At 59.3% G+C, this 25,473-nt stretch carries 27 protein-coding genes, 1 pseudogene and 1 riboswitch; of the genes and pseudogenes, 10 read left to right on the forward strand and 18 right to left on the reverse strand.

Annotation, left to right across the window (positions count from 1 at the left end; genetic code table 11):
• Window positions 1-2: 2 nt before the first annotated feature.
• From ACR0C6_RS15265 to ACR0C6_RS15280, 4 genes are all read right to left on the reverse strand, one after another.
• On the reverse strand, window positions 3-1,043 hold the full coding sequence (locus tag ACR0C6_RS15265) for an ABC transporter ATP-binding protein (RefSeq protein WP_171233370.1): 1,041 nt from the start codon (window positions 1,041-1,043) through the stop codon (window positions 3-5).
• Between the two features lie 23 nt (window positions 1,044-1,066).
• A complete protein-coding gene (locus ACR0C6_RS15270; protein WP_152459493.1) occupies window positions 1,067-1,903 on the reverse strand; it encodes a carbohydrate ABC transporter permease in 837 nt (278 codons plus the stop codon).
• Complete coding sequence (locus tag ACR0C6_RS15275) at window positions 1,900-2,745, reverse strand: carbohydrate ABC transporter permease (RefSeq protein ID WP_152459492.1); 846 nt, start codon at window positions 2,743-2,745, stop codon at window positions 1,900-1,902. The genes ACR0C6_RS15270 and ACR0C6_RS15275 overlap by 4 nt, the downstream gene beginning before the upstream one ends.
• A gap of 74 nt (window positions 2,746-2,819) precedes the next feature.
• Window positions 2,820-4,088: an ABC transporter substrate-binding protein gene (locus tag ACR0C6_RS15280; RefSeq protein ID WP_480446612.1), complete on the reverse strand. Its 1,269-nt coding sequence runs from the start codon at window positions 4,086-4,088 to the stop codon at window positions 2,820-2,822.
• A 212-nt stretch (window positions 4,089-4,300) separates the two neighbouring features.
• Between ACR0C6_RS15280 and ACR0C6_RS15285 the strand changes: the two genes are divergently transcribed.
• Window positions 4,301-5,311, forward strand: a complete 1,011-nt coding sequence (locus ACR0C6_RS15285) for a LacI family DNA-binding transcriptional regulator (protein ID WP_152459490.1) — start codon at window positions 4,301-4,303, stop codon at window positions 5,309-5,311.
• Window positions 5,312-5,348: 37 nt separating this feature from the next.
• Here ACR0C6_RS15285 and ACR0C6_RS15290 read toward each other — a convergent pair.
• The 3 genes and pseudogenes from ACR0C6_RS15290 to ACR0C6_RS15300 all read right to left on the reverse strand — a co-directional run.
• Window positions 5,349-5,480: pseudogene (locus ACR0C6_RS15290) on the reverse strand (integrase); the annotation flags it as partial.
• 518 nt (window positions 5,481-5,998) lie between these two features.
• Window positions 5,999-7,081, reverse strand: coding sequence for an FAD-binding oxidoreductase (locus tag ACR0C6_RS15295; RefSeq protein WP_480446613.1), 1,083 nt, complete (start codon window positions 7,079-7,081; stop codon window positions 5,999-6,001).
• A gap of 5 nt (window positions 7,082-7,086) precedes the next feature.
• Window positions 7,087-8,301: an aromatic ring-hydroxylating oxygenase subunit alpha gene (locus ACR0C6_RS15300; RefSeq protein ID WP_480446715.1), complete on the reverse strand. Its 1,215-nt coding sequence runs from the start codon at window positions 8,299-8,301 to the stop codon at window positions 7,087-7,089.
• Between the two features lie 121 nt (window positions 8,302-8,422).
• Window positions 8,423-8,626, reverse strand: a riboswitch (cobalamin riboswitch).
• Window positions 8,627-8,680: 54 nt separating this feature from the next.
• On the opposite strand from ACR0C6_RS15300, the gene ACR0C6_RS15305 reads away from it, so the two are divergent.
• From ACR0C6_RS15305 to ACR0C6_RS15315, 3 genes are all read left to right on the forward strand, one after another.
• Entirely contained in the window at window positions 8,681-8,821 is a 141-nt protein-coding gene (locus ACR0C6_RS15305; protein ID WP_480446614.1) for a hypothetical protein, read from the forward strand.
• Between the two features lie 71 nt (window positions 8,822-8,892).
• Window positions 8,893-9,144, forward strand: a complete 252-nt coding sequence (locus tag ACR0C6_RS15310; protein ID WP_480446615.1) for a hypothetical protein — start codon at window positions 8,893-8,895, stop codon at window positions 9,142-9,144.
• Between the two features lie 8 nt (window positions 9,145-9,152).
• A complete protein-coding gene (locus tag ACR0C6_RS15315; protein ID WP_480620030.1) occupies window positions 9,153-9,377 on the forward strand; it encodes a hypothetical protein in 225 nt (74 codons plus the stop codon).
• A 29-nt stretch (window positions 9,378-9,406) separates the two neighbouring features.
• Here ACR0C6_RS15315 and ACR0C6_RS15320 read toward each other — a convergent pair whose 3' ends face one another.
• Genes ACR0C6_RS15320 through ACR0C6_RS15340 form a run of 5 tightly spaced genes read right to left on the reverse strand, consistent with a single transcriptional unit; the run spans window position 9,407 to window position 13,613 of the window.
• Window positions 9,407-9,949, reverse strand: coding sequence for a DUF3833 family protein (locus tag ACR0C6_RS15320; protein ID WP_480446617.1), 543 nt, complete (start codon window positions 9,947-9,949; stop codon window positions 9,407-9,409).
• Window positions 9,946-10,563: a DUF3833 domain-containing protein gene (locus tag ACR0C6_RS15325; protein ID WP_480446618.1), complete on the reverse strand. Its 618-nt coding sequence runs from the start codon at window positions 10,561-10,563 to the stop codon at window positions 9,946-9,948. The genes ACR0C6_RS15320 and ACR0C6_RS15325 overlap by 4 nt, the downstream gene beginning before the upstream one ends.
• Complete coding sequence (locus ACR0C6_RS15330) at window positions 10,560-11,783, reverse strand: MFS transporter (RefSeq protein WP_480620032.1); 1,224 nt, start codon at window positions 11,781-11,783, stop codon at window positions 10,560-10,562. The genes ACR0C6_RS15325 and ACR0C6_RS15330 overlap by 4 nt, the downstream gene beginning before the upstream one ends.
• A complete protein-coding gene (locus tag ACR0C6_RS15335) occupies window positions 11,783-12,328 on the reverse strand; it encodes a hypothetical protein (RefSeq protein WP_253283522.1) in 546 nt (181 codons plus the stop codon). The genes ACR0C6_RS15330 and ACR0C6_RS15335 overlap by 1 nt, the downstream gene beginning before the upstream one ends.
• Window positions 12,282-13,613 (reverse strand): NAD(P)/FAD-dependent oxidoreductase, encoded by a 1,332-nt coding sequence (locus ACR0C6_RS15340; RefSeq protein WP_480446620.1) that lies wholly within the window; start codon window positions 13,611-13,613, stop codon window positions 12,282-12,284. Before ACR0C6_RS15340 ends, ACR0C6_RS15335 begins: the two co-directional genes overlap by 47 nt.
• A gap of 193 nt (window positions 13,614-13,806) precedes the next feature.
• On the opposite strand from ACR0C6_RS15340, the gene ACR0C6_RS15345 reads away from it, so the two are divergent.
• On the forward strand, window positions 13,807-14,532 hold the full coding sequence (locus tag ACR0C6_RS15345) for an SDR family NAD(P)-dependent oxidoreductase (protein WP_480620034.1): 726 nt from the start codon (window positions 13,807-13,809) through the stop codon (window positions 14,530-14,532).
• A 3-nt stretch (window positions 14,533-14,535) separates the two neighbouring features.
• Here ACR0C6_RS15345 and ACR0C6_RS15350 read toward each other — a convergent pair whose 3' ends face one another.
• Both ACR0C6_RS15350 and ACR0C6_RS15355 read right to left on the reverse strand, forming a co-directional pair.
• On the reverse strand, window positions 14,536-16,188 hold the full coding sequence (locus ACR0C6_RS15350) for a Y-family DNA polymerase (RefSeq protein ID WP_480620036.1): 1,653 nt from the start codon (window positions 16,186-16,188) through the stop codon (window positions 14,536-14,538).
• A 62-nt stretch (window positions 16,189-16,250) separates the two neighbouring features.
• A complete protein-coding gene (locus ACR0C6_RS15355; RefSeq protein ID WP_171117012.1) occupies window positions 16,251-16,538 on the reverse strand; it encodes an I78 family peptidase inhibitor in 288 nt (95 codons plus the stop codon).
• Window positions 16,539-16,668: 130 nt separating this feature from the next.
• On the opposite strand from ACR0C6_RS15355, the gene ACR0C6_RS15360 reads away from it, so the two are divergent.
• Window positions 16,669-17,781, forward strand: a complete 1,113-nt coding sequence (locus tag ACR0C6_RS15360) for an S-(hydroxymethyl)glutathione dehydrogenase/class III alcohol dehydrogenase (protein ID WP_171233384.1) — start codon at window positions 16,669-16,671, stop codon at window positions 17,779-17,781.
• Between the two features lie 89 nt (window positions 17,782-17,870).
• Entirely contained in the window at window positions 17,871-18,599 is a 729-nt protein-coding gene (locus tag ACR0C6_RS15365; RefSeq protein ID WP_480446623.1) for an NYN domain-containing protein, read from the forward strand.
• 8 nt (window positions 18,600-18,607) lie between these two features.
• Here the strand turns inward: ACR0C6_RS15365 and ACR0C6_RS15370 are convergent, their stop codons facing one another.
• The 3 genes from ACR0C6_RS15370 to ACR0C6_RS15380 form a co-directional block, all read right to left on the reverse strand.
• Window positions 18,608-19,546 carry a DMT family transporter gene (locus ACR0C6_RS15370; protein WP_152459476.1) on the reverse strand — a complete coding sequence of 313 codons (939 nt, stop codon included), beginning with the start codon at window positions 19,544-19,546 and terminating at the stop codon, window positions 18,608-18,610.
• A gap of 135 nt (window positions 19,547-19,681) precedes the next feature.
• Window positions 19,682-20,095 carry a group III truncated hemoglobin gene (locus ACR0C6_RS15375; RefSeq protein WP_480446625.1) on the reverse strand — a complete coding sequence of 138 codons (414 nt, stop codon included), beginning with the start codon at window positions 20,093-20,095 and terminating at the stop codon, window positions 19,682-19,684.
• 49 nt (window positions 20,096-20,144) lie between these two features.
• The gene (locus tag ACR0C6_RS15380) at window positions 20,145-23,063 is read right to left on the reverse strand and encodes an error-prone DNA polymerase (RefSeq protein WP_480620038.1); all 2,919 of its coding nucleotides are present in this window, start codon (window positions 23,061-23,063) and stop codon (window positions 20,145-20,147) included.
• Window positions 23,064-23,173: 110 nt separating this feature from the next.
• On the opposite strand from ACR0C6_RS15380, the gene ACR0C6_RS15385 reads away from it, so the two are divergent.
• A complete protein-coding gene (locus ACR0C6_RS15385; RefSeq protein ID WP_480620040.1) occupies window positions 23,174-23,638 on the forward strand; it encodes a DUF1203 domain-containing protein in 465 nt (154 codons plus the stop codon).
• On the opposite strand, the gene ACR0C6_RS15390 is transcribed toward ACR0C6_RS15385, so the two are convergent.
• On the reverse strand, window positions 23,635-24,627 hold the full coding sequence (locus ACR0C6_RS15390) for an ABC transporter ATP-binding protein (RefSeq protein WP_480620188.1): 993 nt from the start codon (window positions 24,625-24,627) through the stop codon (window positions 23,635-23,637). The genes ACR0C6_RS15385 and ACR0C6_RS15390 overlap by 4 nt on opposite strands.
• A gap of 87 nt (window positions 24,628-24,714) precedes the next feature.
• Between ACR0C6_RS15390 and ACR0C6_RS15395 the strand changes: the two genes are divergently transcribed.
• Both ACR0C6_RS15395 and ACR0C6_RS15400 read left to right on the forward strand, forming a co-directional pair.
• Entirely contained in the window at window positions 24,715-24,891 is a 177-nt protein-coding gene (locus ACR0C6_RS15395; protein WP_152459472.1) for a zinc-finger domain-containing protein, read from the forward strand.
• 82 nt (window positions 24,892-24,973) lie between these two features.
• Window positions 24,974-25,444, forward strand: coding sequence for a hypothetical protein (locus ACR0C6_RS15400; protein ID WP_480620042.1), 471 nt, complete (start codon window positions 24,974-24,976; stop codon window positions 25,442-25,444).
• Window positions 25,445-25,473: the final 29 nt, after the last annotated feature.

Here is a 25,473-nt window from a genome sequence, read left to right on the forward strand (position 1 = left end):
CTTTACGCAACGGCCAGAGTTGTTTTGGGGTCAAACCAGCGTCCGCGACCCTCTTGCGGCGCCAAGGTGAGTACGTCACCGGGTTTCACGTCGAGCTCACTATCCAGCACAGCGCGGAATTGGTGCCCGTCCACATCGCAAGTGACTAGCAAGTGCGCGCCCAGAGGCTCCACGACTTTGGCCCGCGCTCCGAAACCCTGATCTGCAATGCGCAGATCTTCCGGTCGAATCGCCCATTTCAGCTCTTTGCCGTTTGCCGGCCCGTCAAAGTTTTGCCCTGCCACATTCCAGCGCCCGGAACCCGCTGCTTCGGCAGGAAGGAAGTTCATTGGCGGATTGCCGATAAAGCTGGCCACAAACTCGGCCGCGGGATCCCGGTACACCTCGATAGGCGAGGCGGCCTGAACTATTTTGCCCTGATGCATGACGCTGATCCGGTCAGCCATGGACATAGCTTCGACCTGATCGTGGGTCACGTAGATTGCTGTGGTTTTACTTTCGGCCAGAACACCCTTCAGCTCGGCCCGCATCTCCATCCGCAACAATGCGTCAAGGTTAGACAACGGCTCGTCCATCAGGATCACATCCGGTTCCATCGCCAATGCACGGGCAACGGCGACCCGTTGGCGCTGACCACCCGACAGCTCGCCCGAATAGCGCTTCAGAAGCTGCTCGATATGCATCAATCCAGCGGTGCGTTCGACCCGACGTTTGACTTCCGCATCGGGCAGTTTCTGCATCCGCAGACCAAAGCCGATATTTTCGAACACCGTCAGATGCGGGAACACCGCGTAATTCTGGAACACCATCGAGATACCGCGATCCTTTGGCGACAGGTGATCCACCCGGCGACCACCGATCCAGACCTCGCCGGTGGTCGCTGTCTCGAGCCCGGCAATGATACGCAAAAGCGTGGACTTGCCGCAGCCCGAAGCACCTAAAAGCACCATGAATTCCTGATCCGAGATGGTCAGGTTGATGTCGTGCAGAGCCTGGTAGGACCCAAAGTTCTTGGCGATGTTTTTGATCTGTATTTCAGCCATAACAGTTTCCTTTCAGCCACCGCTCAGCGGTTGGCAATACCCCACATGGCAAAGAGATATTTGCGCACGGCGAAGATGAAAATCAGTGCAGGCACCACGAGAATGAACCCGCCTGCAAATTTCAGATGCAGCGGTGCTTCGCCCAGGGTCTGCAACAGGAACGCGGGAAGCGTCCGGTTTTCGATGGTCAGAACGGCGGCTGCGAAAACCTCGTTCCACGAGATCACGAAGGCAAAGATAGCCGAGGCCGTGATCCCCGGGAGGACCAACGGCAGGATCACCTTGGTAAAGGCGGTCAGCCGCGTGCAGCCCAATGTCCAAGCCGCTTCTTCCAGCTCAAGCGGAATGCCTGAGAATAGCGAAAAGGTTATGAGCACCGCAAAGGGGATTGCCAGTGTGGTGTGGACAAGGGCCAGACCGAAGGCTGTGTCATCCAGACCCGTGCGGATAAAGAGAACCGCCAGAGGCAACGCCAGAAGTGGCAGTGGGAAAGCCCGTGTCAGCAGGATCAAAAGGCGGAACAGTTCCTTCCCCCGGAAGTCGAACCGTGACAGGGCGTACCCAGCTGGGGCTCCGATCGCGATGGACATCACCATCGTCATCAAAGCAACCACAACTGAATTCCACAGTGCCGCCAGCATTCCCTGGAACCCCGCAAAGAATTCCAAGGATCCCATGTCAAATTCCGGGAGGAAGCTCTTGGGGAAGCTGTTCACAGTATCCGGTGAGGACATCGTGTTCACAAACAGCAGGTAGAGCGGGACGATCACCCAGGCGCACAGCAGGATAACTCCTGCCCGGTAAAGCCCTTTGCCCGCCTTACGTGCGTCGGGGGCAACTACGTCTGCAACAGCCGTCATATCGTGGCTCCTTTCGGGACGCGCAAGGCGCGCATAATGATCAGAGTGAAGACGATCGAGATAATCAGAACGATGATCGCGAGTGCTGCTGCTGCACCGCCATTTTGCAGATCAAACTGATAGGCGTAGATCTCGCCCATAAGCACCGGGAAAATCGTGCCCCCAAGGGCGGCGACCACGGCAAAAACCTCAAAGGCAAGGATAACGCGCAGGACCAGTGCCGTTTGCAGGGACGGGCGCAAAAGGGGCAGGGTGATCCGCGTGAATTGCTTCCAGCGCGAGGCTCCAAACACATCCGCAGCCTCGTAGTATTCCTTGGGGATCAGACCGATGCCCGCCACAAGGATCACAAGCATAATCGCGGTCGCGCGCCAAATCTCGGCCAGCATAATCGCAAGGAATACAATCCAGGGGGTCTGATAGCTCAGCAAACTCACAGGTTGGTCAGTGACACCCAATCCCACCATCATCGAATTCAGGAAGCCTGACTGCTCGAAGATAGCCAACCAGATGATACCAGCTGCAAGGTCCGAAATGCCCAGCGGGATGGTCCAAATGTACAGAACCAGATCGCGACCCCTTTGCATCTTCGTGACCATTGTGGCCATCAGAAGCGAAAGGGCCAACTGGATCGGCACCACAGCCGCTGCCAGAAGAAAAGTGTTCTTCATTGAAATCGGGAACTTCCAGTAGTTCACAACCTCGCGAAAATTATCCAGTGAGAAACCGCTCTCGGTTCCAAAAGCCTGCTGCGCCACCAACGCAAACGGGTAAAGAAAGAACAGGCAGAGAAACAGAGTCACCGGGAGGATCAGAAGGTATGGCAATAGCCGTGCTTCCATCGGACCGCTCCTTCAAGTTGGGAAAATGCTGGGGAGCCGGGCCGCTATTTCAGTGGCCCGACCGTTGGAAGGTCTTACTCGACCGGGCACGCGCCTTCCGAAGGCGCATCAGGTGCCCAGCAGGGCGCGCCGGTTTCAGTCATGATTTTTTCAAGCTGTTTCTTCTGATCATTCAAGACTTGCTCGATGGGCTGGCCAGCCAGAACAATGCGTTCAAACGTATCTACGTAGACACGATTGAAATCACCACCCATGCTGCCCAGACCTGCGGGCAACAATCCAGGATTGGCATCTGCCGAACCGCTCATCTTGGCAACGGCTTCACCGGCAGCTTTTACCGAAGGCGGCAAATCGTCTGGCAACTCGACGTCAACTACAGGGAAGAAGTTAGTGGCTCTCAGAGTTGCGATCTGCGTCTCTGGCTGCATCAGATAAGTTACTAGAGCTTTGGCACCTTCTGCATCCGGCGCGGTGCGCGGGATGGCAACACCTGCCAGAACAGGCATGAAGCCACGGCCGGTCGGACCTGCGGGCGCCGGTAAGGCGACGAAATCATCGGGGCGTTCATTGAATGCCTGCGCCAGGCGTGAGGTGTGATCGAAGACGATCCACGCATCTCCGTTCAATAGCTGTTCCTGCATAAACGAGAAGTTGGTTGATGCAGGGTTCGTATGGCTCCAAAGCTCTTTGAACTTCTCCCATGCGGTCACAGCCTCGGGCGAAGCAAACGTTCGCACGACACCGTTAGTGTAGGAGGGGTAAAGATAGCCTTGGAAAAAACGGTGTTTCAACCCTTTGGGCCCAGCCGGAAAACCGAATTTCTTCTGACCAGTCGCTTGTTCGACATTGGCTGTCCATGCGATCAACTGGTCATAGGTCAGCGCGTTAATGTCTGCACCTTCTGGCAGGTATTGCAGCGCTTCCTTGTTGGCGGCCATGATATAGCTCGCTTGCATCCACGGCATGTATTGCAGGCTGTCCGTTCCCAGCTTAGCCAGATCGTTGAAAGTGTCCGACGCCGACATCACACCCAGATCGCTGAGATCCATCAGATCATCAGGGTTCATTGCCGAGAAGTTGCCGTGCAAAGAGCCCAGCAGATCAATACTACCCGAGCCCGCCTGCAACTCGGCTTGGAGCCGGGTCAACCAAGGGCCATCTTCGTTTGGCTGGTAATCAACTTCGCCATCAAATCCACCAAGCACCTCGGCCCGCATGGCTTGCGCCTCTTCAGCAGGACGGGCTTGGGTCGACCAGAACAGAGTTTCGGCTTGTACGGCAGCTGCGCCAACAAGAATAGCCAAACCTGATACGGCACCCGCAAGTTTCGATTGAATGGACATGTTTTCCTCCGTTTGTCTGAGGCTGGCCAAAATCTGGCAACCTCCCTCCCTCGCCGACAATCTTGGATCAGTCTATGGCGAATGTTGGCACTATGATATATCGTTTTATCATGAGTCAAGTCGGATAGCCCGTTTATTTTTCCATATTTTACTTGAAGTATTCGATTTCGACTGCAAAATAGACAAAACGTTATACCTGAAAAAACTCATCCATGGCGAAGAAACCCACCCTATCCAGCGTTGCCAAAGAAGCTGGCGTGTCAGTTCCAACTGTTAGTCAGGTCTTGCGCGACACAGGTCGAATTTCAGAAAAAACGCGTCAAAAAGTTTTGAGCGCGGCTAAGCGGCTTCGATACGTTCCAAATCACGCTGCGGCCACAATGCGATCGGGCGACAATCGCGAAATCGGCTTTATCCTTAACAAGTTGGCAAACCCGTTCAACGCAGAGGTCGTTAGCGGCGCTGTTAACCTGCTGGAGGCCGAGGGCTTTATGGTTTCGGTCCTCGATGCTCAAGGAGACCTTCAACGCCAGGACCGCCTTCTGGAAGCCTGCATCAGATTTGGTCGACGTGGTCTGATCTGGGTTCCGGCACTCAACACCAGCGGGGACGCCATGGGGCTTCTGGATGCTCACGGTGTTCCTGCTGTCACATTCATGCGAAAGGTGTCTCAGTCTCTGGATCACGTTGGTGTTCTAAACAAAGAGGCCCTCGTGCAGGCCACACAACACTTGATTGACTTGGGGCACAGGCACATCGCCTACTTAGGCGGAACCGAACAAACGTCTGTGCGCGAAGAGCGCATCGCCGGTTACCTGAGTGCCTTGGAGAAATTGGGCGGCGTGCATCCGGTTATCTGGCCATGCGAAGAAACCAAACGCTCTGGTGTTGAAGCAATCACCGCACTTCGTCAGCGACACCCTGAGGTAACAGGCGTTGTTTGCAATGGCGATGTTGTTGCACTTGGGGCATGCTTTGGCTTGATCCAATCCAACTTGAAACCCGGGCGTGACTTTTCAGTAGTAGGCTTCGACGATATCGAAGATGCCGCCGTCTCGACGCCTGGCCTCACAACAATGGCGATCAACCCAAAAAAATTGGGTACGCGATTGGCCGAGATCCTTCTGGACCGCATGCGAACACCTGAAATGCCAGTTCGTCATTTCGAGTATTCTGCAACCCTGACAATTCGAGGAACATCAGGGGCAGCCTCTGACCAATAAAATGGACGTCTTGGCTGCTGTTGCGCGTCCATTCCGGGTAACGCACTGTACTGTCCGTCTTGCTATGGCCAAGCAACAGTTGGACAACACGCAAAGTACCCGTTTTCTGATAGATCAACTGAACCAACGCCGCTTTGGTGCGTCTGGGTGAATGGGTTCTCTGGCTTGATGACGCTCATCCAATCGCTTAAACCTACTCTCGGACAAGCTTAGCGTATTGGCTCCGGGCCCAAGCTTCGACACCGCGCCGACGAACACATTATCCACTGCCATGATTGATCAACCGGTCTGCGGACGATGAAGTCGTCAGCTTGAGCTTATTGCCGCAAGGGGTCGTCTGCGAGGCGCGTGCCTGTGATCATGTTTTCGTTGTTTTTCCAGATGTGCGGTCATTTGACTGACCGCCAGAACTTCTTCAAACCCTTGTAAGGGTGCTCAGGAACGGCCGCGGGGAACAACCACGGGCATTGTGGGGCTCTCTCTTCTCGCGTTTTCGATAACAGCATAATGGCCGGCGAAGACAAAGGCAGATGCTCGCGCCGCGTCTGTGAGATGGCGGGAAAGCCCCGAAAGCGCCGGACATCCGGCGACCCGATCTGGCCCGCGTTCTGCAACGGGCAGAAAAACCGCGCCGAAAACCGCAGCGGGTGTCAGCCACGCTGCGGCTTTGATCGGGATGCGAAGCACCTAAACCTCGACTTTAACCTTGCCGATCGGGTTCGAGCAGCAGGCCAGAATGTACCCCGCGTCGATATCGTCTTCCGAGATCCCTCCGTTGTGGACCATATGGACCTCTCCGGCAGTTTTCTTGACCTTGCAGGTCCCGCACACGCCGAAGGTACAGCCTGACGGAATGTTCAGGCCAACCGAGCGGGCGGCGGCAAGCACCGTGTCGGTCTCGGCAACCTTGGCCGTCACGCCCGAGGTCGCGAACAGGATCTCGGCGCTGCTGTCGTCGTCCAGAACAACGTCATCCAACTCGGGCTGATCCGCCTCGGTTTCCACCGGCGCGCCGAAGCTTTCCTGATGGTAGTTGTTCATATCAAAACCAAGACCGGCCAGCGCGTCGCGTACCGCTTGCATGAAGGGCTCAGGACCGCAGCAATAGACTTCGCGCTCAAGGTAATCCGGCGCCATCAGCCCCAGCATCAATTGGTTGAACTGACCCTGATATCCCGTCCATGGGCGGTAGCGGTCCGGCTCTTCCACCACGAATTTCAGGTCCAAACCATCCGTGCGGCTGGCCATCTGTTCCAAGCGCTGGCGGAAGATGATCTCGGATGGCCTTTTGGCGCAGTTGATGAAGACAACGTCCAGATCGCGGCCTTCGTCCCACATGCAGGTGGTCATCGACATCATCGGTGTGATGCCTGAGCCAGCCGAGATAAACAGGAACTTGCGCGCATCGCTCAACGCGTTGGTGAACAGGCCCGCAGGCCCAATGGCCTTGATCCGCATGCCGGGTTGAAGATTGTCAAGCATCCAGCGCGTGCCGATACTGTCGGGTTGCGCTTTGGCGGTGATGGTGATCGACCGCGGCCGCGACGGCGACGATGAGATCGTGTAGGTGCGATGCACAACGCCTCCGGGCTGGTCGGGCGCCGGAATCTCGAGCGTCAGGAACTGACCGGGGTGATAGGCGAACTGCGCCCCCGAGGGGGCACGGAACGAAAAGCTGGCAGTGTTCGGCATCTCGGGCACGACCGAGACACATTCCAGCATCTCTCCATCCTGCCAGACGGCTGATGAAAGCGTGTTCAGGTCTTTCATCAGACTTACTCCGCCGCCATTGAGTCAGGGGCCAGGCGGGCCGACACTGTGTTGCAATACCAATCCACGAATTGCAGCACACCGGATTCCTGAATGGCTGAATATGGGCCGGGCACATAGGCCGGGCTGTTGATGCCCTGCTGGTTGTCCTCGACCACCTGTCGATCTTCGTCATTCGTGGCGACCCAGACTTCGGTCAGGCGTTTCACGTCATAGTCAACGCCTTCAACCGCATCCTTGTTGACCAGCCATTTGGTCGTGACCTCGGTCTCTGTCGGGCCGATCGGCGTGACGCGGAAAACAATCGAGTGATCGGCAAGAAAGTGGTTCCACGTGGTCGGATAGTGGAACTTCAAAAGCGATCCCGCATCCGCAAAGGGCGACCGGCCCAACCAACGGCGCACGGCGGATTTCCCGTCCATCGTATAGCTCTCGGCCCCTTCTTTCAGTGGCATCCGCGCCAGTCTATATTGGCCGTCCTCGTGCAGATAGAACTGCGATGGCATACCCGCAGCCTGGCACCTGTCGAAATGGGCTTGCATATAGGCTGGGGTTTCGCCACCTTCGATCCCCGTCACACCCGGATCATCAGGGAAGGTCCGGCACAGCGCAGGGTGGTTTCCGCCGCAGTGATAGCATTCGCGATTGTTTTCCCAGACCAGTTTCCAGTTGCCGTTCTCGATGATCGAGCTTTCAAAGGCGACCTTGGCATTCCCCAGATCATGCGGCTCAAGATACGGGCGGGCGATATTGGCGAACACGTCGAAATCCGGAGCCTCATCCGCCAGACAGATATAGACCAACCCGGCAAGCTCGCGGCAATGGACAGTCTTCAGACCATGCTGTTTGGGATCAAAGTCCGGCCCCATGTCGCGGGCCCACAGCAAAGAGCCGTCCAGCTCATAGGTCCATTGGTGATAGGGGCATACCAGCTTGGGCGCATTACCCTTTGCGGCCTTGCAAATGATCGATCCACGGTGGCGACAAGTATTGTGAAAGGCGCGGATCTGATTGTCTGCACCCCGTACGATGATCACGCGGTAGGCGCCTACATTATAGGTGACATAATCGCCCGACTTCACCAGCTCACACGCCGGAATGGCGAATAGCCAGTCGCGGTAGTGGATGGTTTCAAGGTCGGTCTGAAAAATCTCGGGATCGGTGTAAAACGCCTGCTCCAGAGCGTAACCCGGGTTTCGACGCGCCAACAGGCTTTGCATGTTGTTCACTTCTGGCTCTCCTGCCGCGCCCCGCGGCATTGCTTGGGCAGGTGACAGGGAGGAACCGTCCGGAGGCGCGCGAGGACCACGTCCGAAATCCGTGCCCCCACCGCCACCCGCGGTTTGACATATCTGAGAGGCTGGTTTCCGGACTTGAAAGGGGCTTGCACCCGGTTGCGACACCTTCCCGGGATCCTCGTCCCAGTGGTTGATTGTCGAACCTGACCTTCCTTACCGTTGCGGGGGCAGTGCCGGAATTCCACCGGCTTCCCAATTCTCCGCTGTCTGAGAATCAAACAGCGGCACCTCACGATGGCAGCCTACTTTTTACCCGCTTGGGCGCTGAAATGCTTGCGACATTTCCGGTTTCAAAACAGACATGGAAATTTTCCGGCAGCGTGGACGGCGCCGGGATCACAGTCCTTGGCACAGGGGCGTGGCAGGCCCGCCGGCATGGCGTTTTGCGGTGGCCGATGGCCTTGCGATGGATGCGGCCACGTCTGACATCGGCGCCGCCTAATTGTCCCCCAACCGCGACGGCGAAGGCCCGGCTGCTCTGATCAGAAACGAAACGCTGGGCGTCGCCTGAGCATGGCTGGAAAAGAGAGTGTCAGGCCAAATGAAGGAGGTTTGCAGCAAACCCTTTTAGGTGAAGTTGATCCGTTCGGGATAGTGCTGGCTTTCAATGGGGCAGGTGAAAAAGGCCAATATCCGTCATGCGAGAGTTGCCAGTCCATCCTGTCAACGGCCGGTAGAAAACCTCATTTTGTCCATAAAAAATTGTCTTTTTCGGGAAAAACCATTACGTTTTCCGAAAATGGTGGAAAACACCGGAGGCAGTAAGAGAGCAGATGCCAAAACCGAAAACAGGTGTTTTGCGGACAACAGTTCCTTCGCGCCTCATGGGAAAACGAGATGGCCTGTTTTTCCTCTGGGGGCAGATAGAACGCGCGCGCTTGAAGGTCGACGGCTGCGAACGCGCCGAGGGTGCAGCCCCGGACGGGCCAAGGGCGAACACGGCCGGTGAGGTCAAGGGATCGACGACAGCATTGGTGGACGAGTTTATTTTCTACTGACTTTTGTGATGAAACCGGGCCTGGCAGCCCTATTTCTTCTCGAAGAACAGGATGACTTCACCCAGACGGACGCCATAGCGTGAGACATAGGCGCGGTTCAGCAGACGGTCGTCATCCAGCAGCCACATCCAGTCGTCGAATTTGACACGCATGGTCCCGTCCTTGATCGGCAGGTCGATCTTGTATTTCCAGTTGAACGTATCCCCGCGTTCAATCCCGCTGGCGGTACCCAGTACGCCAGGAGCCGTACCGGTCCACGCATCCTCTCCGGTTTTGGTCAATGTCCAGATGCGTTGTTCCGTCGCGCCATCGTCGTAGACGAAGTCTTCGACCAGTGTCAGGGTTTCGCCGTCCCATGTCCCGTCGATATCAACCGTGAATCTGCGGGGGATATTTCCCAAAACATCCTGAAACTGACCGTAGGCCACTGTTTTGCCTTCGAAAAATTCCTCGAGGTTCAACTGTCGGTCCGACAGAAACGTTTTGGGTACCTTCGGTTTGCTGGAGCAGGCCGCCAGAAGTGCAAGGCTTGCGATGGCGACGCAGGCGATGAAAGAGCGAAAGGTGATCATTGCAACGGCTTCCTTTCCGAAGTCGCGTCATACCCGTTTGACCCACTTGGATGAATCGGTTTCGAACTGGGGCTTGGACGCATTGTGGCGATCAGTTCCGCGACCTTGACGCCAAACTTGCGCATCTCGGACCGATTCATGATGACGCCGGTTTCTGTCAGATACATCCAATCGGTGACATCCAGTGTGTGTCCACCAGCGTCATCTGGCAGAATGATACGATAGGTCAGTTTCACCGTGGACCCCGAGATGATGCCCCGACCTTCGCCCACGATATCATCCGCTATTGCCGTGAACGTGTTGCCGGTTCCCAGCGTCAGGTACCATTTGCGGGTCATCTGTTTTCCGTTGGAATAGGTGAAGTATTCGGTCAGCGTGCCCGAGTTGCCTTGCCATTCGCCGGACATGCGCGCGACAAAGCTGTTCGACATTTTGCCGTTGGGGCCATAGATCAGGCCCTCGGACAAGATCTCTCCGTTCAGGTGCTTTTTCAGGGAAAAATCTGGCCCAGTGCCACTGTAATCGGACGGCGATTGCGCGCGAAAGCTCAGCAGCCTTGCACGGATGAAGACAGCGGTCAGAAGGACCAGAAGGATGATGGTGAAAGCGTTCATTTGCTTGTGACCTCGGTGGGCAGGGTCAACACCATCCCGAACGCTCCGACTTTCAGGATGCAGGGCAGCACCGCGTAGGCAAGATTGAGTGTTTCCAGTGCCTGTGCGGAATTGGTTTGACCGGGGGTGAAACCGCTGCGTTCCAGCAGCGGCAGAGTGAAAAAGGCAGCCAGGGCGAGGCCCAGTTTGCCAGCGAAGGACCAGATGCCAAACGCGGCTGATGCGTTCAGCCCGGCCCGTGTAAGCACGACCGAGAACATGGCCGGCAATACGACCATATCCGCGCCCAGCGCCGCGCCCGAGGCGAGACAGATCATTGCAAACCCCGCAACGTTTCCTGCACTCAGTGTGGCAGCGCCAATAAAGCCGGCGATCGAGAGGGGCATGGCGATGATCAGAGTCTGTTTCGGGCCAATTCTGTTGCTGAGTTTTGCCCAGAGCGGGACGCTCGCGCCTGCGCTCAGGAAGAACAGGATCAACAAAGGACCCGCCTTGCCCGGCAGTTGCAGCCGGTCTTCCACAAAAAACAGAAACAGGGTGGAGGTTATGGCAACCGGGAGACTGTTGACCAAAGCCAGCGCAAGAAGGCGCAAGCCACCTGCCTGACCCAGCCCTGCAAAGGACAGGCCTGATCCGGTGATCGGTCTGCGACGCCAGATCGGGATCGTCAGTATCAGGGTCAGAACGGACAGCAGCCCCAGAAACGCTCCGAATGCGGGGTAGCCTTGGGAGTGTGCCCCGAAAGCAACCAACAGGGCCGGAGCGCTGGCTGCGATGACCACCCCGGTCAACTGCCCGCCTTCACGATAGGCGGCCAGTATCATCAGCTCTTTCGGATCGGTTCGCTTCGCCAGAGTTGCGCTGCGACCATACAGAAGAATGGTTCCCAGGCTGTACGCCGAGAACAGCAAGATCAGGATCGCGACCAGTTCCGGCACGCTGGCACCCTGCGGCAGATTGAAAAGCAGGGGAAACCCGATTGCCAGCCCCAAAGCCGCCATCGCCGCAAATGCAAGCTGGCCGCCGGGCCATCGGTCGATTGCCCAACCGATCAGCGGATCCTGCACCAGATCCACCAAGCGGATCACCAGCAGCACCGTACCAATGACCCCAAGGCCAATACCCAGGTTCACGGCTGCAAAGCGCGGCAAGTGGATATAAAGCGGGATACCCGCCGCAGCGAGCATCAACGCATAGAGACTGACCCGGGGATAGAGCATCACCGCCCCTGTAGCCTGCGCGTGAAAGACGCGGACCGCGTGTTGTCTCCCAGGAACACGGACATGAAACTGCGCTTGATGCCCGGATACGCCATGGTGCAGGTCTTTTGCCCGTTCAGCCAGAAACTGACCTTGTCGGGACCATCAGAAACCGCCAGATAACTGTCCCCTTTTGCCACGGCTTTGAAACACCGGTTCAGTTGGTCGCGAACGGGTGCTGAACGGCCGATGCGGTCCATCTCGTCAAGTGTCGAGTTGACCAGCGCTTTCTTCTTGATGTTCTTGCGATAGGTCAGTTGCAGGGCGATATCTTCGCTCCAACTGAACGGCGCACCTTTGGGCGTGTAGAGTTTGGCGTCATAGATTGGCAAACCCAGATAGCGGAACGTCGCGGTTCCGCGCAGTTGGGCATCGTTCAGTTCTTCCGTGACCGGTGACGCGACCAGCCCATTGGGGATCAGCAAGGAAAGTGCAAGAAACGCTGTGCGCCATATCGCCTTATTCAGCGGCAACAGATAGGGCCGGGTCTTTCCCAGGAATGCCATTTTCAGCTCCGATGGTTTGCGGGGCGCCATTTATTCGAGCAACGACATGCATCGCGCTGGCTATCCCGTCTTCGTGAAATCCGTGCCGGTTGTAAGCACCGGCAAACCAAGTTCGGTTCTGTCCCTGCATCTCGCGGATTTGCCCCTGCGCCTTCAGGGCGGCCTTGTCGAAGACCGGATGGGCAAATTCGACCTGGTCAAAGATCTTTTCCGCGGGAATTTCTGATGAAGCGTTCAGCGTTACAAACAGCGGGTCACTGTCCGGAATGTTCTGAAGCCGGTTCATCCAGTAGGTTACCCCCACATCTCCGGCTTGCGAACGATAGGTCCAGCTTGACCAACAGGCGCGCCGCTTTGGCATCTGACCTGGGTCACAATGCAATATGGCCGTATTGGGCTGGTAGCGGATTGCGCCCAATGCAGCGGCTTCCGCGGGGGTCGCGCCATCACCTAAAATGGCAAGCGACTGGTCCGAATGGGTGGCCAGGATGATTTCATCGAACTGATCCACGGCGCCCTGGCTGTGGATGGTGACGCCCATCTCGTCACGGGATACATTCTGAACGGGGCTGGCCAGACGTATTTCCGCCCCCCGCGCACGAAGGGCCGCGTCGATCCGGCGGACATACTCTATGCTGCCGCCTTTGACCGTGTACCATTGATGCTGGTTCGCACGACCACTTGCCAGCAAAGCGTGATTGCGGAAAAACTGCACCAAAGAGCGTGCGGGGAACTGATCCACGAACTCGACCGGAGTAGACCAGATGGCACCGCACATCGGCATCAGATAATTGTGCCGGAACCAGTGACCCAGCCGCAGCTGGTCCACCAATTCGCCAATCGTGGTGTCATCGTCCTTGGCGGCTTCGGGGGCTTCTTTGCCAAACCGCAGAATATCAGCGATCATTTTATAGTAAGCCGGACGCGCCAGATTGCGCTTTTGAGCGGTCAGTGTGCGCAGATTGTTCAACCCGTATTCAATGCGGCCATTGTCGATTGTCGCGCCAAAGCTCATCTCGCTTTCGATCACGGGCACGCCCAGCTCATCAAACAGCCGGGTCAGGTAGGGATATGTCGCATAGTTGAAGACGATGAAGCCCGTATCGACCGGTTGATCCCCGTTCTTTCCGGCCATCACCGTGCGGGCATGGCCACCAAGCCGAGGTTCGGCCTCATAGACTGTCACGTCGTTGTTTTCTGAAAGATAGTAAGCGGCGGAAAGTCCCGAAATGCCTGCACCTACAATCGCGATTTTCTTCCGTACGCCCCGGGGTTCGTCGAACATTCCAGCCTCTTTATGTGACAGTTTACAAAAAGATACGCAGGGTAGGCATAAGTGGATCAATCCGATTAGAAGTTTTTAACAGATGCACTACCTTATGGCTTCTGGTTTGAGCTTCCGTGACCTGCGCTACCGTTTTGATCCGAAGCGGATGCGAGGCCGTATTATCGTGAAACACAACTGAATCGGCCCACACATGAGCAGCTTTGACGGGAAAACCATTTGGATCATCGGCGCAAGCGAAGGGCTGGGTCGCGCTTTGGCGCATGCGCTTGGCCAACAGGGTGCTTCCCTGATCCTGTCTGCGCGCAATCTTGAGCGGTTGTCCGAACTGTGTTCTGAACTGCCGGATGCGCGCGCGATCCGGTGCGATGTGACCGATTTAGACTCTGTTCGCTCGGCTGTTGCCGAAGCGGGGCATGTCGACGGGCTGGTTTACAATGCCGGGGCTTATGACCCCATGCGTTCGGTCGAATGGGACACCGAGGCGTCGCTCAGGATGAGCGATGTGAACTATCTGGGTGCGCTGCGGGTTCTGGGTGAAACCGTTCCGGGTTTTGTCCGGGCAGGCCAGGGAGAGGTTTCTTTGATCGGGTCACTGGCCGGGTATCACGGGCTGCCCGCCGCCATCGGGTACGGAGCCAGCAAGGCCGCGTTGATTTCTCTGGCCGAGACGATGCGACATGACCTGGCGGGTACTGGCGTGACGGTGCGTATCGTCAATCCGGGCTTCATCAAGACCCGCCTGACCGAGAAGAACGGTTTCAAGATGCCGATGCTGATGTCGCCCGAGGATGCGGCGGATCGCGTGGTCAAGGCGATGGCGCGTCGTCGTTTCCGTACGGATTTTCCGGCACCGTTTTCCTGGTTCATTCGTCTGATCGACTGTCTGCCGGATCTGCTGGTTTATCGTGGAAAATAGACTCTAACAAAACTGCCCCTGACAGAACCAGCCTGCGGACATCGCGCCTCCGTGGCCATAGAACAACCACAGGCGCTCCCCTTGTTCTGTCACCACCACCCAGTAATCGCGTACCCCGCTGCGCCAGTTGGGGTCATCCAGCCACCATTCCGGCGCGATGCGTTCCGGGCCGGTGGCCTGCGCCAGTTGCCAATCCCGTCCACGCCAGCGAAAGGTGCAGGGCACATTCGGGGTTTCCGGGGCCATCACGGGTTCGGGCTGCCACATCTGCAAGGGCCGGGGGCGCGGCGGGGCAGGCCAGTCGCGCGCGGGTTCCGACCACGCAGCCGCCAGCGTTTGCGCCGTTTTCTCGGGGATATGAGAGGCCGCAGGATGCCGCCGGGTGATCGCGTCCAGCCCGACCCGCGCGCCCAGCTTGGCCGTAAGGTCATCCACGGCTGTATTGCCCTCAAGCCGGTTGCGGGCCACGCGGCGCGCTTCGGCATGACCGGCGATGGTGCGGGCGTGGATGGGTTCTGTCTGGATCGCTTCAAGCCGCAGCAAGTCGATGCCATAGCCTGCGTCGATCTTGTCAACTTTCATCTCTAACAAAGGGCGAATGCGATTTTTGTCATAGGTCGGACGGGCCAGGCCGATCTCGATGATTTCAGCGGCCTGATCCGCACGGTGGGCTTCCAGCCGCAGCGTGCGGGCCCCGCGCCCCTTCTCTTCCAGTTTGGTGCAGAGCGTTGGCAGAATCCGATCGACAGCGGCCATCACGTCTTCGACCAGGCCAATCGGGTTGGGCAGAGTCATCCGCACCGCAAAGTGATGTGGCGGACGGGCGGGCGAGACCGGCTCGGGCGCGCTGCCCATCGCCTGATCCAGACGCAACACCAGCCCGCGGCCGAACCGCCGTGCCAAACTGGCACGCGGCTGGCCCAGCAGATCACCGATCCGGCGCAGGCCCAGGCGGTTCAGTTGCGCCACGGTCTGATCGTCCAGCCGCAGCGCCGCGATGGGCAGGGGGCTGAGCGCGCCATAGGCCTGCCCCGGCGTGGCAATCCGCGCGCCACCGCCCAGCGCCATCACCTGTGGCGCGGCCCCGCCCCTGGTCCAGTGCCGCCGCTTGCTTGCCCGGGCGCGGGTGGCGCGGGCCTCTTGGTTGATGGCGTCGCCGTTGCGGTAAGACGTGGCCTCTTGCCCGGCATAGCGGGCCAGCGCCCAGGCCGCGCCCAGCGTGTCGGCGATACCCATCTGCACGCTCAGGCCCATGTCGGCGCAGTCGGTCTCAAGCACGCTCAGCAAGGTCTCTTCACCGCCGAACAGATGGGCACAGCCCGACAGGTCAACGATCAGGCCATCGGGGGCCTCTTCGGCCACCCATGGGCTGAACTTGCCCGCCCAGCGGCGCAGCGCGGTCAGAAACGCAGCCTCGACCGGGGCGTTGCGAGGGCGGGTGATCAAGCTGGCGCACATGGCATGGGCATCGCGTACCGGCTGACCCACGCGCAATCCGGCGGCCTGTGCCTCGGCATTCAATGACGTGACGATCTGCATGTTCGACTGTTCGGCCACAACGGCCAAAGGCCCGGCATGCAGGCCCCGCGCGGCGCGGACCAGCCGTTCGGCCCCCAGACGGGGAAACCACAGCGAAAGAATTCGGCGTTTGGGCATCGGCAGGCATCATTGATGTTCTTATTTTGTTCTTAATCCAGAATCACCTGCCGAGTCCACGCTTACCCGCAGGTCAGACGCTGAATAACACCAGCGTCGTTCACATAGACGTTCAGCCTGTCGATACGGTAATCCTGTGTGGCGATGTCATCCGGGCCCAAAACACGAGACCGTTCGGGAAGATCGGCCTGAATCGTCGACACGGGCTGACCGACCGTTTCGGCAAAGGGCTCGCCCTTGCAAAATGCCAGATCAACAGGAGCGTCTTCTGAGGTGGTGGCGACATCCTGCGGAACGCTTGTGTCTGCGCAGGCCGCCAGAAAGATAAAGATCGGTAAAAAACGGTGCATTGGCGTTCCTCATTCTGGCAATGTCGTTTCTGCAATATCAAACAATTAGCCAACCTGCCAAGAAAGCACAGTTGAAAACACCCTGTATTTGACGCAGGGTCGGGGCAAAAGTGACAGGGAGATAAGTACCATGCGTACCCGTGCTGCCGTCGCCGTACAGGCGGGCAAACCTTTGGAAGTGATGGATGTGAACCTTGAAGGCCCAAAGGCGGGCGAGGTTCTGGTTGAAATCAAGGCCACTGGCATCTGTCATACGGATGAATTCACCCTGTCGGGCGCCGACCCCGAAGGCCTGTTCCCGGCCATTCTGGGGCACGAGGGCGCCGGCGTGGTGGTCGAGGTCGGCCCGGGTGTGACCAGCCTGAAGCCAGGCGATCACGTGATCCCGCTCTACACCCCCGAATGTCGCGAGTGCGAATACTGTCTGCATCCCAAGACCAACCTGTGCCAGGCCATCCGCGAGACGCAGGGCCAGGGGCTGATGCCCGACGGCACCTCGCGCTTTTCGACGCTGGATGGCGATCCGATCCTGCATTACATGGGCTGCTCGACCTTCTCGAACCACACGGTTCTGCCCGAGATTGCACTGGCCAAGGTGCGCGAAGACGCGCCGTTCGACAAGATCTGCTATATCGGCTGCGGCGTGACCACGGGCATCGGCGCGGTGATCAACACTGCCAAGGTTGAAATCGGCAGCCGCGCCATCGTGTTCGGTCTGGGCGGGATCGGTCTGAACGTGATTCAGGGCCTGCGTCTGGCCGGGGCCGATCAGATCGTCGGCGTCGACCTGAACCCCGCCAAGGTCGAGATGGCCACCAAGTTCGGCATGACCGATTTCGTCAACCCGTCCGAGGTCGAGGGCGATCTGGTGCCCTATCTGGTGAACCTGACCAAGGGCGGCGCGGATTACACCTTTGATGCAACAGGCAATGTCGGCGTGATGCGCGCGGCGCTGGAATCGGCGCATAAAGGCTGGGGTGAGTCGATCATCATCGGCGTGGCGCCCGCGGGGGCCGAAATCTCGACCCGTCCGTTCCAGCTGGTCACAGGCCGGTCGTGGCGCGGTACAGCTTTCGGCGGCGCACGTGGGCGCACGGACGTGCCCAAGATCGTCGACTGGTACATGGAAGGGAAGATCGAGATCGACCCGATGATCACCCACACCATGGGTCTGGACGACATCAACACCGGCTTTGACCTGATGCACAAGGGCGAAAGCATTCGGTCGGTGGTGATTTACTGACACCCAGAAATTGCAAGGGCGGGGTTTAACCCGCCCTTTTTGTCTCCTATCTTCAGGATATTGATAAATATTTGAATAGAGTGACTAAATTGACCACTGAAGCAACGGAACGCCTGGCCGTTCTGATTGACGCCGAAAACGTTCCGGCAAAGCATGTTGCCGAGATTTTCGAAGAAGTTGCCACATTGGGTGAGGCAAGCCTGCGCCGGATCTACGGAGATTTCTCGGGCGGTACGCCGCAGGGTTGGAGCGCCGAGAAACTGGCGGAATACGCCATCGTACCGCACCAGCAATTCGCCAATACCACTGGCAAGAACGCCGGGGATATCGCCCTTGTGATTGATGCCATGGATATATTGCATTCCGGCCGGTTCGGTGGGTTTGTACTGGTGTCGTCAGACAGCGACTTTACCCGACTTGCCAGCCGGATCCGAGAACAAGGGTTGAGCGTGTTCGGGATCGGCGAGGAAAAGACGCCAAAAGCCTTTGTCGCGGCTTGCAACCGGTTCATCTACATCGAGAATATCAAAAAGGAGGAGGTGCAGGCGAACGATTCCCCGGAGAAAGCTAAGAAGCCCTCTGCCAAACAAGAGCTGAACCATGCTTATCAGTTGATCCGGAATGTCGTGCTCAAATCCGAGGAACCGGACGGATGGGCGGGCCTTGGCTGGGTCGGCAGTCAGCTCGGCATGAACTATCCGGATTTTGACACGCGAACCTACGGCTTCAAGCGGCTGAGCGACTTGGTACGAGCCACCGGGAAGTTCGAGGAAACAGGCGAAAACGGTGGCCGGAAGATCAGACTGAAAGATCAGTAGCGGCCGCCCTACGACCCCGGCCGCGCCGAGGCGCCGGTGTCGGAACGCGGCGAGCGGACACGCAGAACCGGCTTGTTCGGCGATACATTGGCCCGGCTCTCGCGCCAGACAACGAACACACCGGACGCGATGATGATGCTGGCCCCGACTGCGACCCACATGTCGGGCGTTTCGCCAAAGAACATCATGCCGAATATCGTGGCCCAGATGATCTGGCTGTACTGGCTGGGGGCGATGACGCCGGCGGGCGCAGCCCGATAGGCCAGAATGATCAGGTGCTGGGCGATCACGGAAAACACGCCGACCAGCGCCATCATGGCCAGATGCAACAGGGACGGCGGCTGATAAACGGCCGGTTGGGCCAGGCTCATGACCACGATCGCCAGCAGCATCGGATACAGGATCAGGACGGCCGAGCGTTCCTCGTTCCCGATCTTGCGAACCAGCACCGATGCGAAGGCGCTACAGAATGCGGCCATCAGGGCGGCCAGATGGCCGAGCGTGATATCCGTTGCGCCGGGGCGCAGAACGATCAGCACCCCGATCAGACCCACGCCAACCGCAGCCCAGCGCTGGGCCCGGACGACTTCGCCCAGTATCGGAATCGACAGGACCGTGACGATCAGCGGGAAAGAAAACAGCAACGAATAGACCTCGGCCAGGGGCAGGACCGAAAAGGCATAGAACGCGCAGGACATGGCCGTGACCATCAGACCCGAGCGCAGCAACACCAACCAGGGGTGATGCGGCCGAAAGTTGCCCGTGGTCCGGTCCGTCAAGATCGTCACTGCCATCGGGACAAAGGAAAACAGCGTGGCAAAAAAGATGATCTGCATCACCGAGTAGGTCCCGCCCAGCGTCTTGATCAGCGCGTCATGGGTGGCAAAGACCGCAAAGCCCGCGAATGCATAGCCAAGACCCCGGAGGGTGGTGTTCTGAGTGCTCATGGGTCGGCCTCGGGTGATGTGTCGATGTGAAGGGGCAGCGCAAAAGGGGCTGTCTTGTCTCTGACTAACCCTATTTCCTCGACCCGCATAGCCCCTAATTTACCGCTAACATCGCAAGGCAGCCATGACGTGGGCTCAACGCAGGATCGGTGGCGCGTCCTTGGGCTGGCGGGCCGATTGCACCCCAGCCTTCATCCCAACACCGATGCGGCGCGCCAGAGCGACCCATGGTGTGGCGGTTTCCGGAGGCAGGGTCTGGGTGGCGACCTTTTCGAACAGGTCCAGCCAATGGGCGAACATCTCGGGCTTTACGTCCGGTCGTTCGATATGCACCCGCTGCGGGTTGCCGTCATAGCTGCGCTCGAACAGGATGGCGTTGCGCCAGAAGGATGCGATCTTTTCCTCATGCGCGGGCCAGTCGGTGACATGGTTGGCGAATACCGGGCCAAGTACCGCGTCCTGCCGCACACGGGCGTAAAAGGCGCGAACCTGTGCGTTGATCTGCTCGGGCGTCGCGGGAAAGCGCGGCGGAAGGATTGGTCTGGTCATGGTGGCCTGTTTTCGACTCTGTTTTTTTGGCAGATAGGCGGTTCCGGCGTTATGTGACAGAGGTGGTATTGTCGCGCTGCCCCGGCGTCAGCAGGTGCCGCAACAGGGCCACCGGGTGTGCCCGCAGGCTCAGGCGGGTGGCGACGTAATCCTCGACCACCTGTTCACCCAGCGACATCTGCGGCAGATGGGCGGCGGGTTCGTCCAGCGCCTCGCCTTCCAGATCCTGCGCGAACAGGGGCAGAGGCCGGGCGGTGGCGATCGCCTTGGCCTGCCACAGCGCCTCGCGCCGGGTCAGGCCGCAGGCGGCAAAGGCATCGGCCTCGGCCAGCCGCTCGATCACCGAGGGGCCAAGGCCCGCGCGGCGCCAGACGTCGTCAACCTGATGATAGCCGTTGCCGCGCGCGGCGGTCAGCCAGCTGGCGTCCTCCTCGCTCAGGCCCTTGATCTGGCGGAAGCCCAGCCGCAGGGCCAGCCCGCCATGGCCGTCGGGCTCCATCACGTTGTCCCAGAAGCTGGCATTGATGCAGACCGGGCGCACCTGCACGCCATGTTCACGCGCATCGCGCACGATCTGGGCGGGGGCATAGAACCCCATCGGCTGCGAGTTCAGCAGCGCGCAGGAGAAAATCCCCGGATGGTGGCACTTGATCCAGGCGCTGGCATAGACCAGCAGCGCAAAGCTGGCCGCGTGGCTTTCGGGGAAGCCGTAGGAGCCGAACCCCTCGATCTGCGAGAAACAGCGCTCGGCAAATTCGGCGTCATAGCCGTTGCGCTGCATCCCGCGCAGGAACAGGGTGCGGAATTCGCTGACATTGCCGTGTTTCTTGAAGGTCGCCAGCGACCGCCGCAGCCGGTCGGCCTGTTCCGGCGTGAAGCCCGCGCCGACGATGGCGATCTGCATCGCCTGTTCCTGAAACAGCGGCACGCCCAGCGTCTTGCCCAGCACCTCGCCCAGTGCGTCCGAGGGAAAGCTGACCTCCTCCTCGCCGTTTCGCCGCCGGATATAGGGATGCACCATGTCGCCCTGGATGGGGCCGGGGCGGATGATGGCGACCTCGATCACCAGATCATAGAAATTGCGCGGCCGCATCCGGGGGAGGAAGTTCATCTGCGCACGTGATTCCACCTGGAACACGCCCACCGAGTCTGCCTTGCACAGCATGTCATAGACCGCCGGGTCCTCGGGCGGCAGGGTGGCGAGCGTATAGCTGGTCTGATGATGCTGGCCGATCAGGTCGAAGGCCTTGCGGATGCAGGTCAGCATGCCAAGGCTCAGAACATCGACCTTGAGGATGCCCAGACTGTCGATGTCGTCCTTGTCCCAGCAGATGACGGTGCGGTCCTCCATGGTGGCGTTCTCGATGGGCACCAGCTCGTCCAGACGGCCCTCGGTGATGATGAACCCGCCCACATGCTGGGACAGGTGGCGAGGGAAGCCGTTGATCTGATGCACCAGTGTTAGAGCCTGTTTCAGGCGGCGATCCTCGGGGTCGAGGCCGATTTCACGCATCCGTTCCGCCTCGAGCCCCGAGGCCGAGAAAAACCCCCACAGCTGCGAGGACAGGGCGGAAATCGTGTCCTCGGTCAGGCCCATGGCGCGGCCCACCTCGCGGATGGCGCGCTTGCCGCGATAGTGGATCACCGTGGCGCACAACCCCGCGCGGTGACGGCCATAGCGTTCATAGATGTGCTGGATCACCTCTTCGCGGCGTTCATGTTCGAAATCCACGTCGATGTCGGGTGGCTCGTCCCGTGCCTCGGAGACGAAACGTTCGAACACCATGGTGCCCATCTCGGGGCTGACCTCGGTGATGCCGAGACAGAAACAGACGACAGAGTTCGCCGCCGAGCCCCGCCCCTGGCACAGGATACCGCGCGAGCGGGCGAAATGGACGATGTCGCGGACGGTCAGGAAATAGGGTTCGTATTTCAGCTTGCCGATCAGCGTCAGTTCATGCGCCAGCATCTTTTTGGCTTTCTCGGACGCCCCGGCGGGATAGCGCCATTTCAACCCTTCATGCGCCAGCCGATGCAGGCGCTGGGCGGGGGTTTCGGTGCCGCTGACCTCGCTGGGATATTCATAGCGCAGCTCGTCCAGCGAGAATGTGAGTTCCTGGCTGAGCGCATAAGCGCGGGCCACGGCGCCTTCATGCCCCTTGAAGATGCGCAGCATCTCGGGTTCCGAGCGCAGGCGCTGTTCGCCATTGGCCAGCGCGTGGCGGCCCAGATCGTCCACCTTGCGGCGCAGGCGGATCGCGGTCAGCACATCACCCAGTTTGCGGCGCGACCCGTGATGCATCATCGGTGCGGCGCTGGCGATTGTGGGCAGGCCCAGATGATATGATTCAGTCTCTAACAAATGGAAAAATGCCGCATCCGCCCCGTCATAGCGGGGATGCATCAGCAGGTGCATGCGCCCGGCAAAGCGGCGCGTCAGCTGTTGCGCCTGTGTCCGCCATCCGCTCGCGCCGCCGGTCGGATGGCCCGCCTGTGGCCAGAGCAGCAGGTGCAGACCGTCGGAGAACTCCAACAGGTCGGACAGGTGCAGGATGCAGTCGCCCTTGGCCGCGCGCAGCCGTCCGGTGGACAGGAGGCGGCACAGGCTGGCCCAGCCTTGCCGGTTGATGGGCAGGGCGGTGACGGGCGGGGCATCGGTAAAGATCAGCCGCGCCGCCGGGATCAGGCGCGGCACCGCATGCACCGGGAACGAGGGCGGTTTCGGGATGTGATCGGGGCAGGGCGGGCCGATGGGCGTGTTCTGTTCTTCCCACGCGCGGCGTTCGCGCACCTTGCGGGCGATCTCGCGCGCCTGGGTATGGGCGCGGACGATGCCGGCCACCGAGTTGTCATCGGCGATGGCGATGGCGGGCAGGCCCAGGGTGACGGCGCGCTCCATGTACTCCTCGGGGTGCGAAGCCCCGGTGAGAAAGGTGAAGTTCGACGTGATCGACAGCTCGGCATACATGGCGATTCCACATTATATTCACGTTTTGTTCTTTTTCGAGTCCTTTGCGCAGGAAACGGGTCGCCTGGACCAGGCCAGGCGCGCATGGTTGCAGAAAAAGGAGACCTGATATGTTCAAGATCACCGCTCTGCCCACTGACGAAGTCCGCGCCCTTCAGGCAGGTCAGCCTGATGCATATGGCGCCGCGCCCGAGCGCGCCGTTTCGTCGGGGGCTGGCAATCCCTGTCGCCACTGCCTGAAGAACATTCCCGAAGGCGCAAAGATGCTGATATTGGCGCATCGCCCCTTTTTAGAGCCACATCCATACGCTGAAACAGGGCCGATCTTTCTGTGCGCAACGCCTTGCGAGCGCTATGAAGGCGACGCCCTGCCCGAGATCTTGACCACTGCACCCGACTATCTGATCAAGGGGTATGGACCAGATGACCGGATCGTCTATGGCACCGGGGCAATCACGCCCAAAGATCAGATCGGCGCAAAAGTCAGCGATATTTTTGCCCGCCTGGACGTGGCCTATATTCACGTCAGATCGGCGCGGAACAACTGCTACCAAGCACGGATCGACCGGGCTTAGAGCTTGACCCGGTGCAGGCCCCGGCGCGGCTGGTCCTGATCGTCGGCCGGAGCATCGTCGGTCCGCGAGGAGGTCAGGGCCAGGAACACATCCTCGAGATCGGCCTCTTCGGTACGCACGTCGCGGATGCGGATGCCCGCCGCCCGGACGGATTCCAGAACCTGCTCGGCGCTGGTCCGGGCGCTGCGATATTGCAGTATAAGGCTGCCGTCTTCACGTAAGCTGGCCTCGACGCCTTCGGTCACCGGCAGGTCGACCACCGGGGTGTCCGGCACAATGACCATGGTCCGGCTGTCCATGCGGCCCAGCAGGTTGGCGGTACTGTCCTGAGCGATCTTTTCACCGTGGTTGATGATGGCGATTTCGTCGCACATCTCCTGCGCTTCTTCCAGATAGTGGGTGGTCAGGATGATGGTCACGCCCTGCTGGTTCAGCTTGCGCACATTGGCCCACAGCATCTGGCGCAGTTCGATATCCACGCCTGCCGTGGGTTCGTCCAACACGAGGATTTTGGGGTGATGCACCAGCGCCTTGGCCAGCAGCAGCCGCCGCCGCATCCCGCCCGACAGCGTGCGGGCATAGGCCTCGGCCTTGTCGCTGAGGCCGACCAGTTCAAGGATTTCATCGCTGCGCCGCTGCGATTTGGGAACGCCATAGAGCCCGGCCTGCACCTCGAGCGCGCCGCGCGGGGTGAAGAACGGGTCAAGGTTCAGCTCCTGCGGCATAACGCCGATGGCGGCGCGGGACTGTCGCGGATTCTGATCCTGATCGAAGCCCCAGATCGACACTCGGCCCGAGGACTTCACCACCAACCCGGCGAGAATATTGATCAGGGTCGATTTCCCGGCGCCGTTCGGGCCCAGCAGTCCGAAAACCGAACCTTTGGGAACAGTCAAATCAATGCCTTTCAGCGCGTGTTTCTCAGGCTGACCCTTGCCGCCTCGATAGGTCTTGCGCAGACCTTCGATCCTGATTGCCGCATCGCTCATGTGGCTCTTGCCCCCGGATTGCTCATCGCTCATAAACGCACCTAATACATGCCCGCGAGGCCGACAACCGAAGAAGGATCGCCAGCCGTGACCATCGAAGCGCCGGAAACCAAGATCGTCGAAACCGCCCGTGTCGCCTGTGACGGCGGCGAAGGCGCATTGGGCCATCCGCGCGTCTGGCTGCAAATCCCCGAGGATACGGGCTGGGTCGAATGCCCTTATTGCGACTGCAAGTATGTGCTGAAGGGCCGTGAACAGGGCTGATTGCCCGACCAACCGGGTTTTGCCCAAATCTTGCCTCGGTTTTCATGTTAGTGCTTTGGCGCAACCAAAGCAGGGATACGTGATGACCGGAATTTCGGCCACTGACAATGTGAACCCGGTTTTCGGCTGGGTTGGGTTCTGCATCGCGTCTTTGGCGTTGTTTGCTGCGTTGTTCGTATTCTGGGCGGGGCCCTTTGCACCTCAGCAGACTGCGGGTGCGTCGCTGGGCGAACTGGCGGCCGAGATCGGCAAATCGACCCTGAGGGCCGCTGCGGGGATGGAACAGCCCGAACCCGTTGCCCGCGCCCGCGATCTGGATGATTTCCTGCGGATCGGTGTCGCCATGCTTGGCGGGATTGCGATCGTCATATCAGCCGTTGGCATCCTGCGTCACGAAAAGCGGCGCCCTGCCATCGCCGGAATGGTTATAGGTACGGGGGCAATCCTGTTCCAGTTCTTTGCCTTTGCGTTTTTTGCCTTGCTGGGGGTGTTGGTGATCATGGCTTTGCTGAACAGTTTCTCTGACGTCTTCTCGGGATTGTTTGGCGGTTAGGCTGCGTTCTTGGCTGGTCACCCGCGCGA

The organism is Ruegeria sp. AL12 (genome assembly GCF_056540885.1).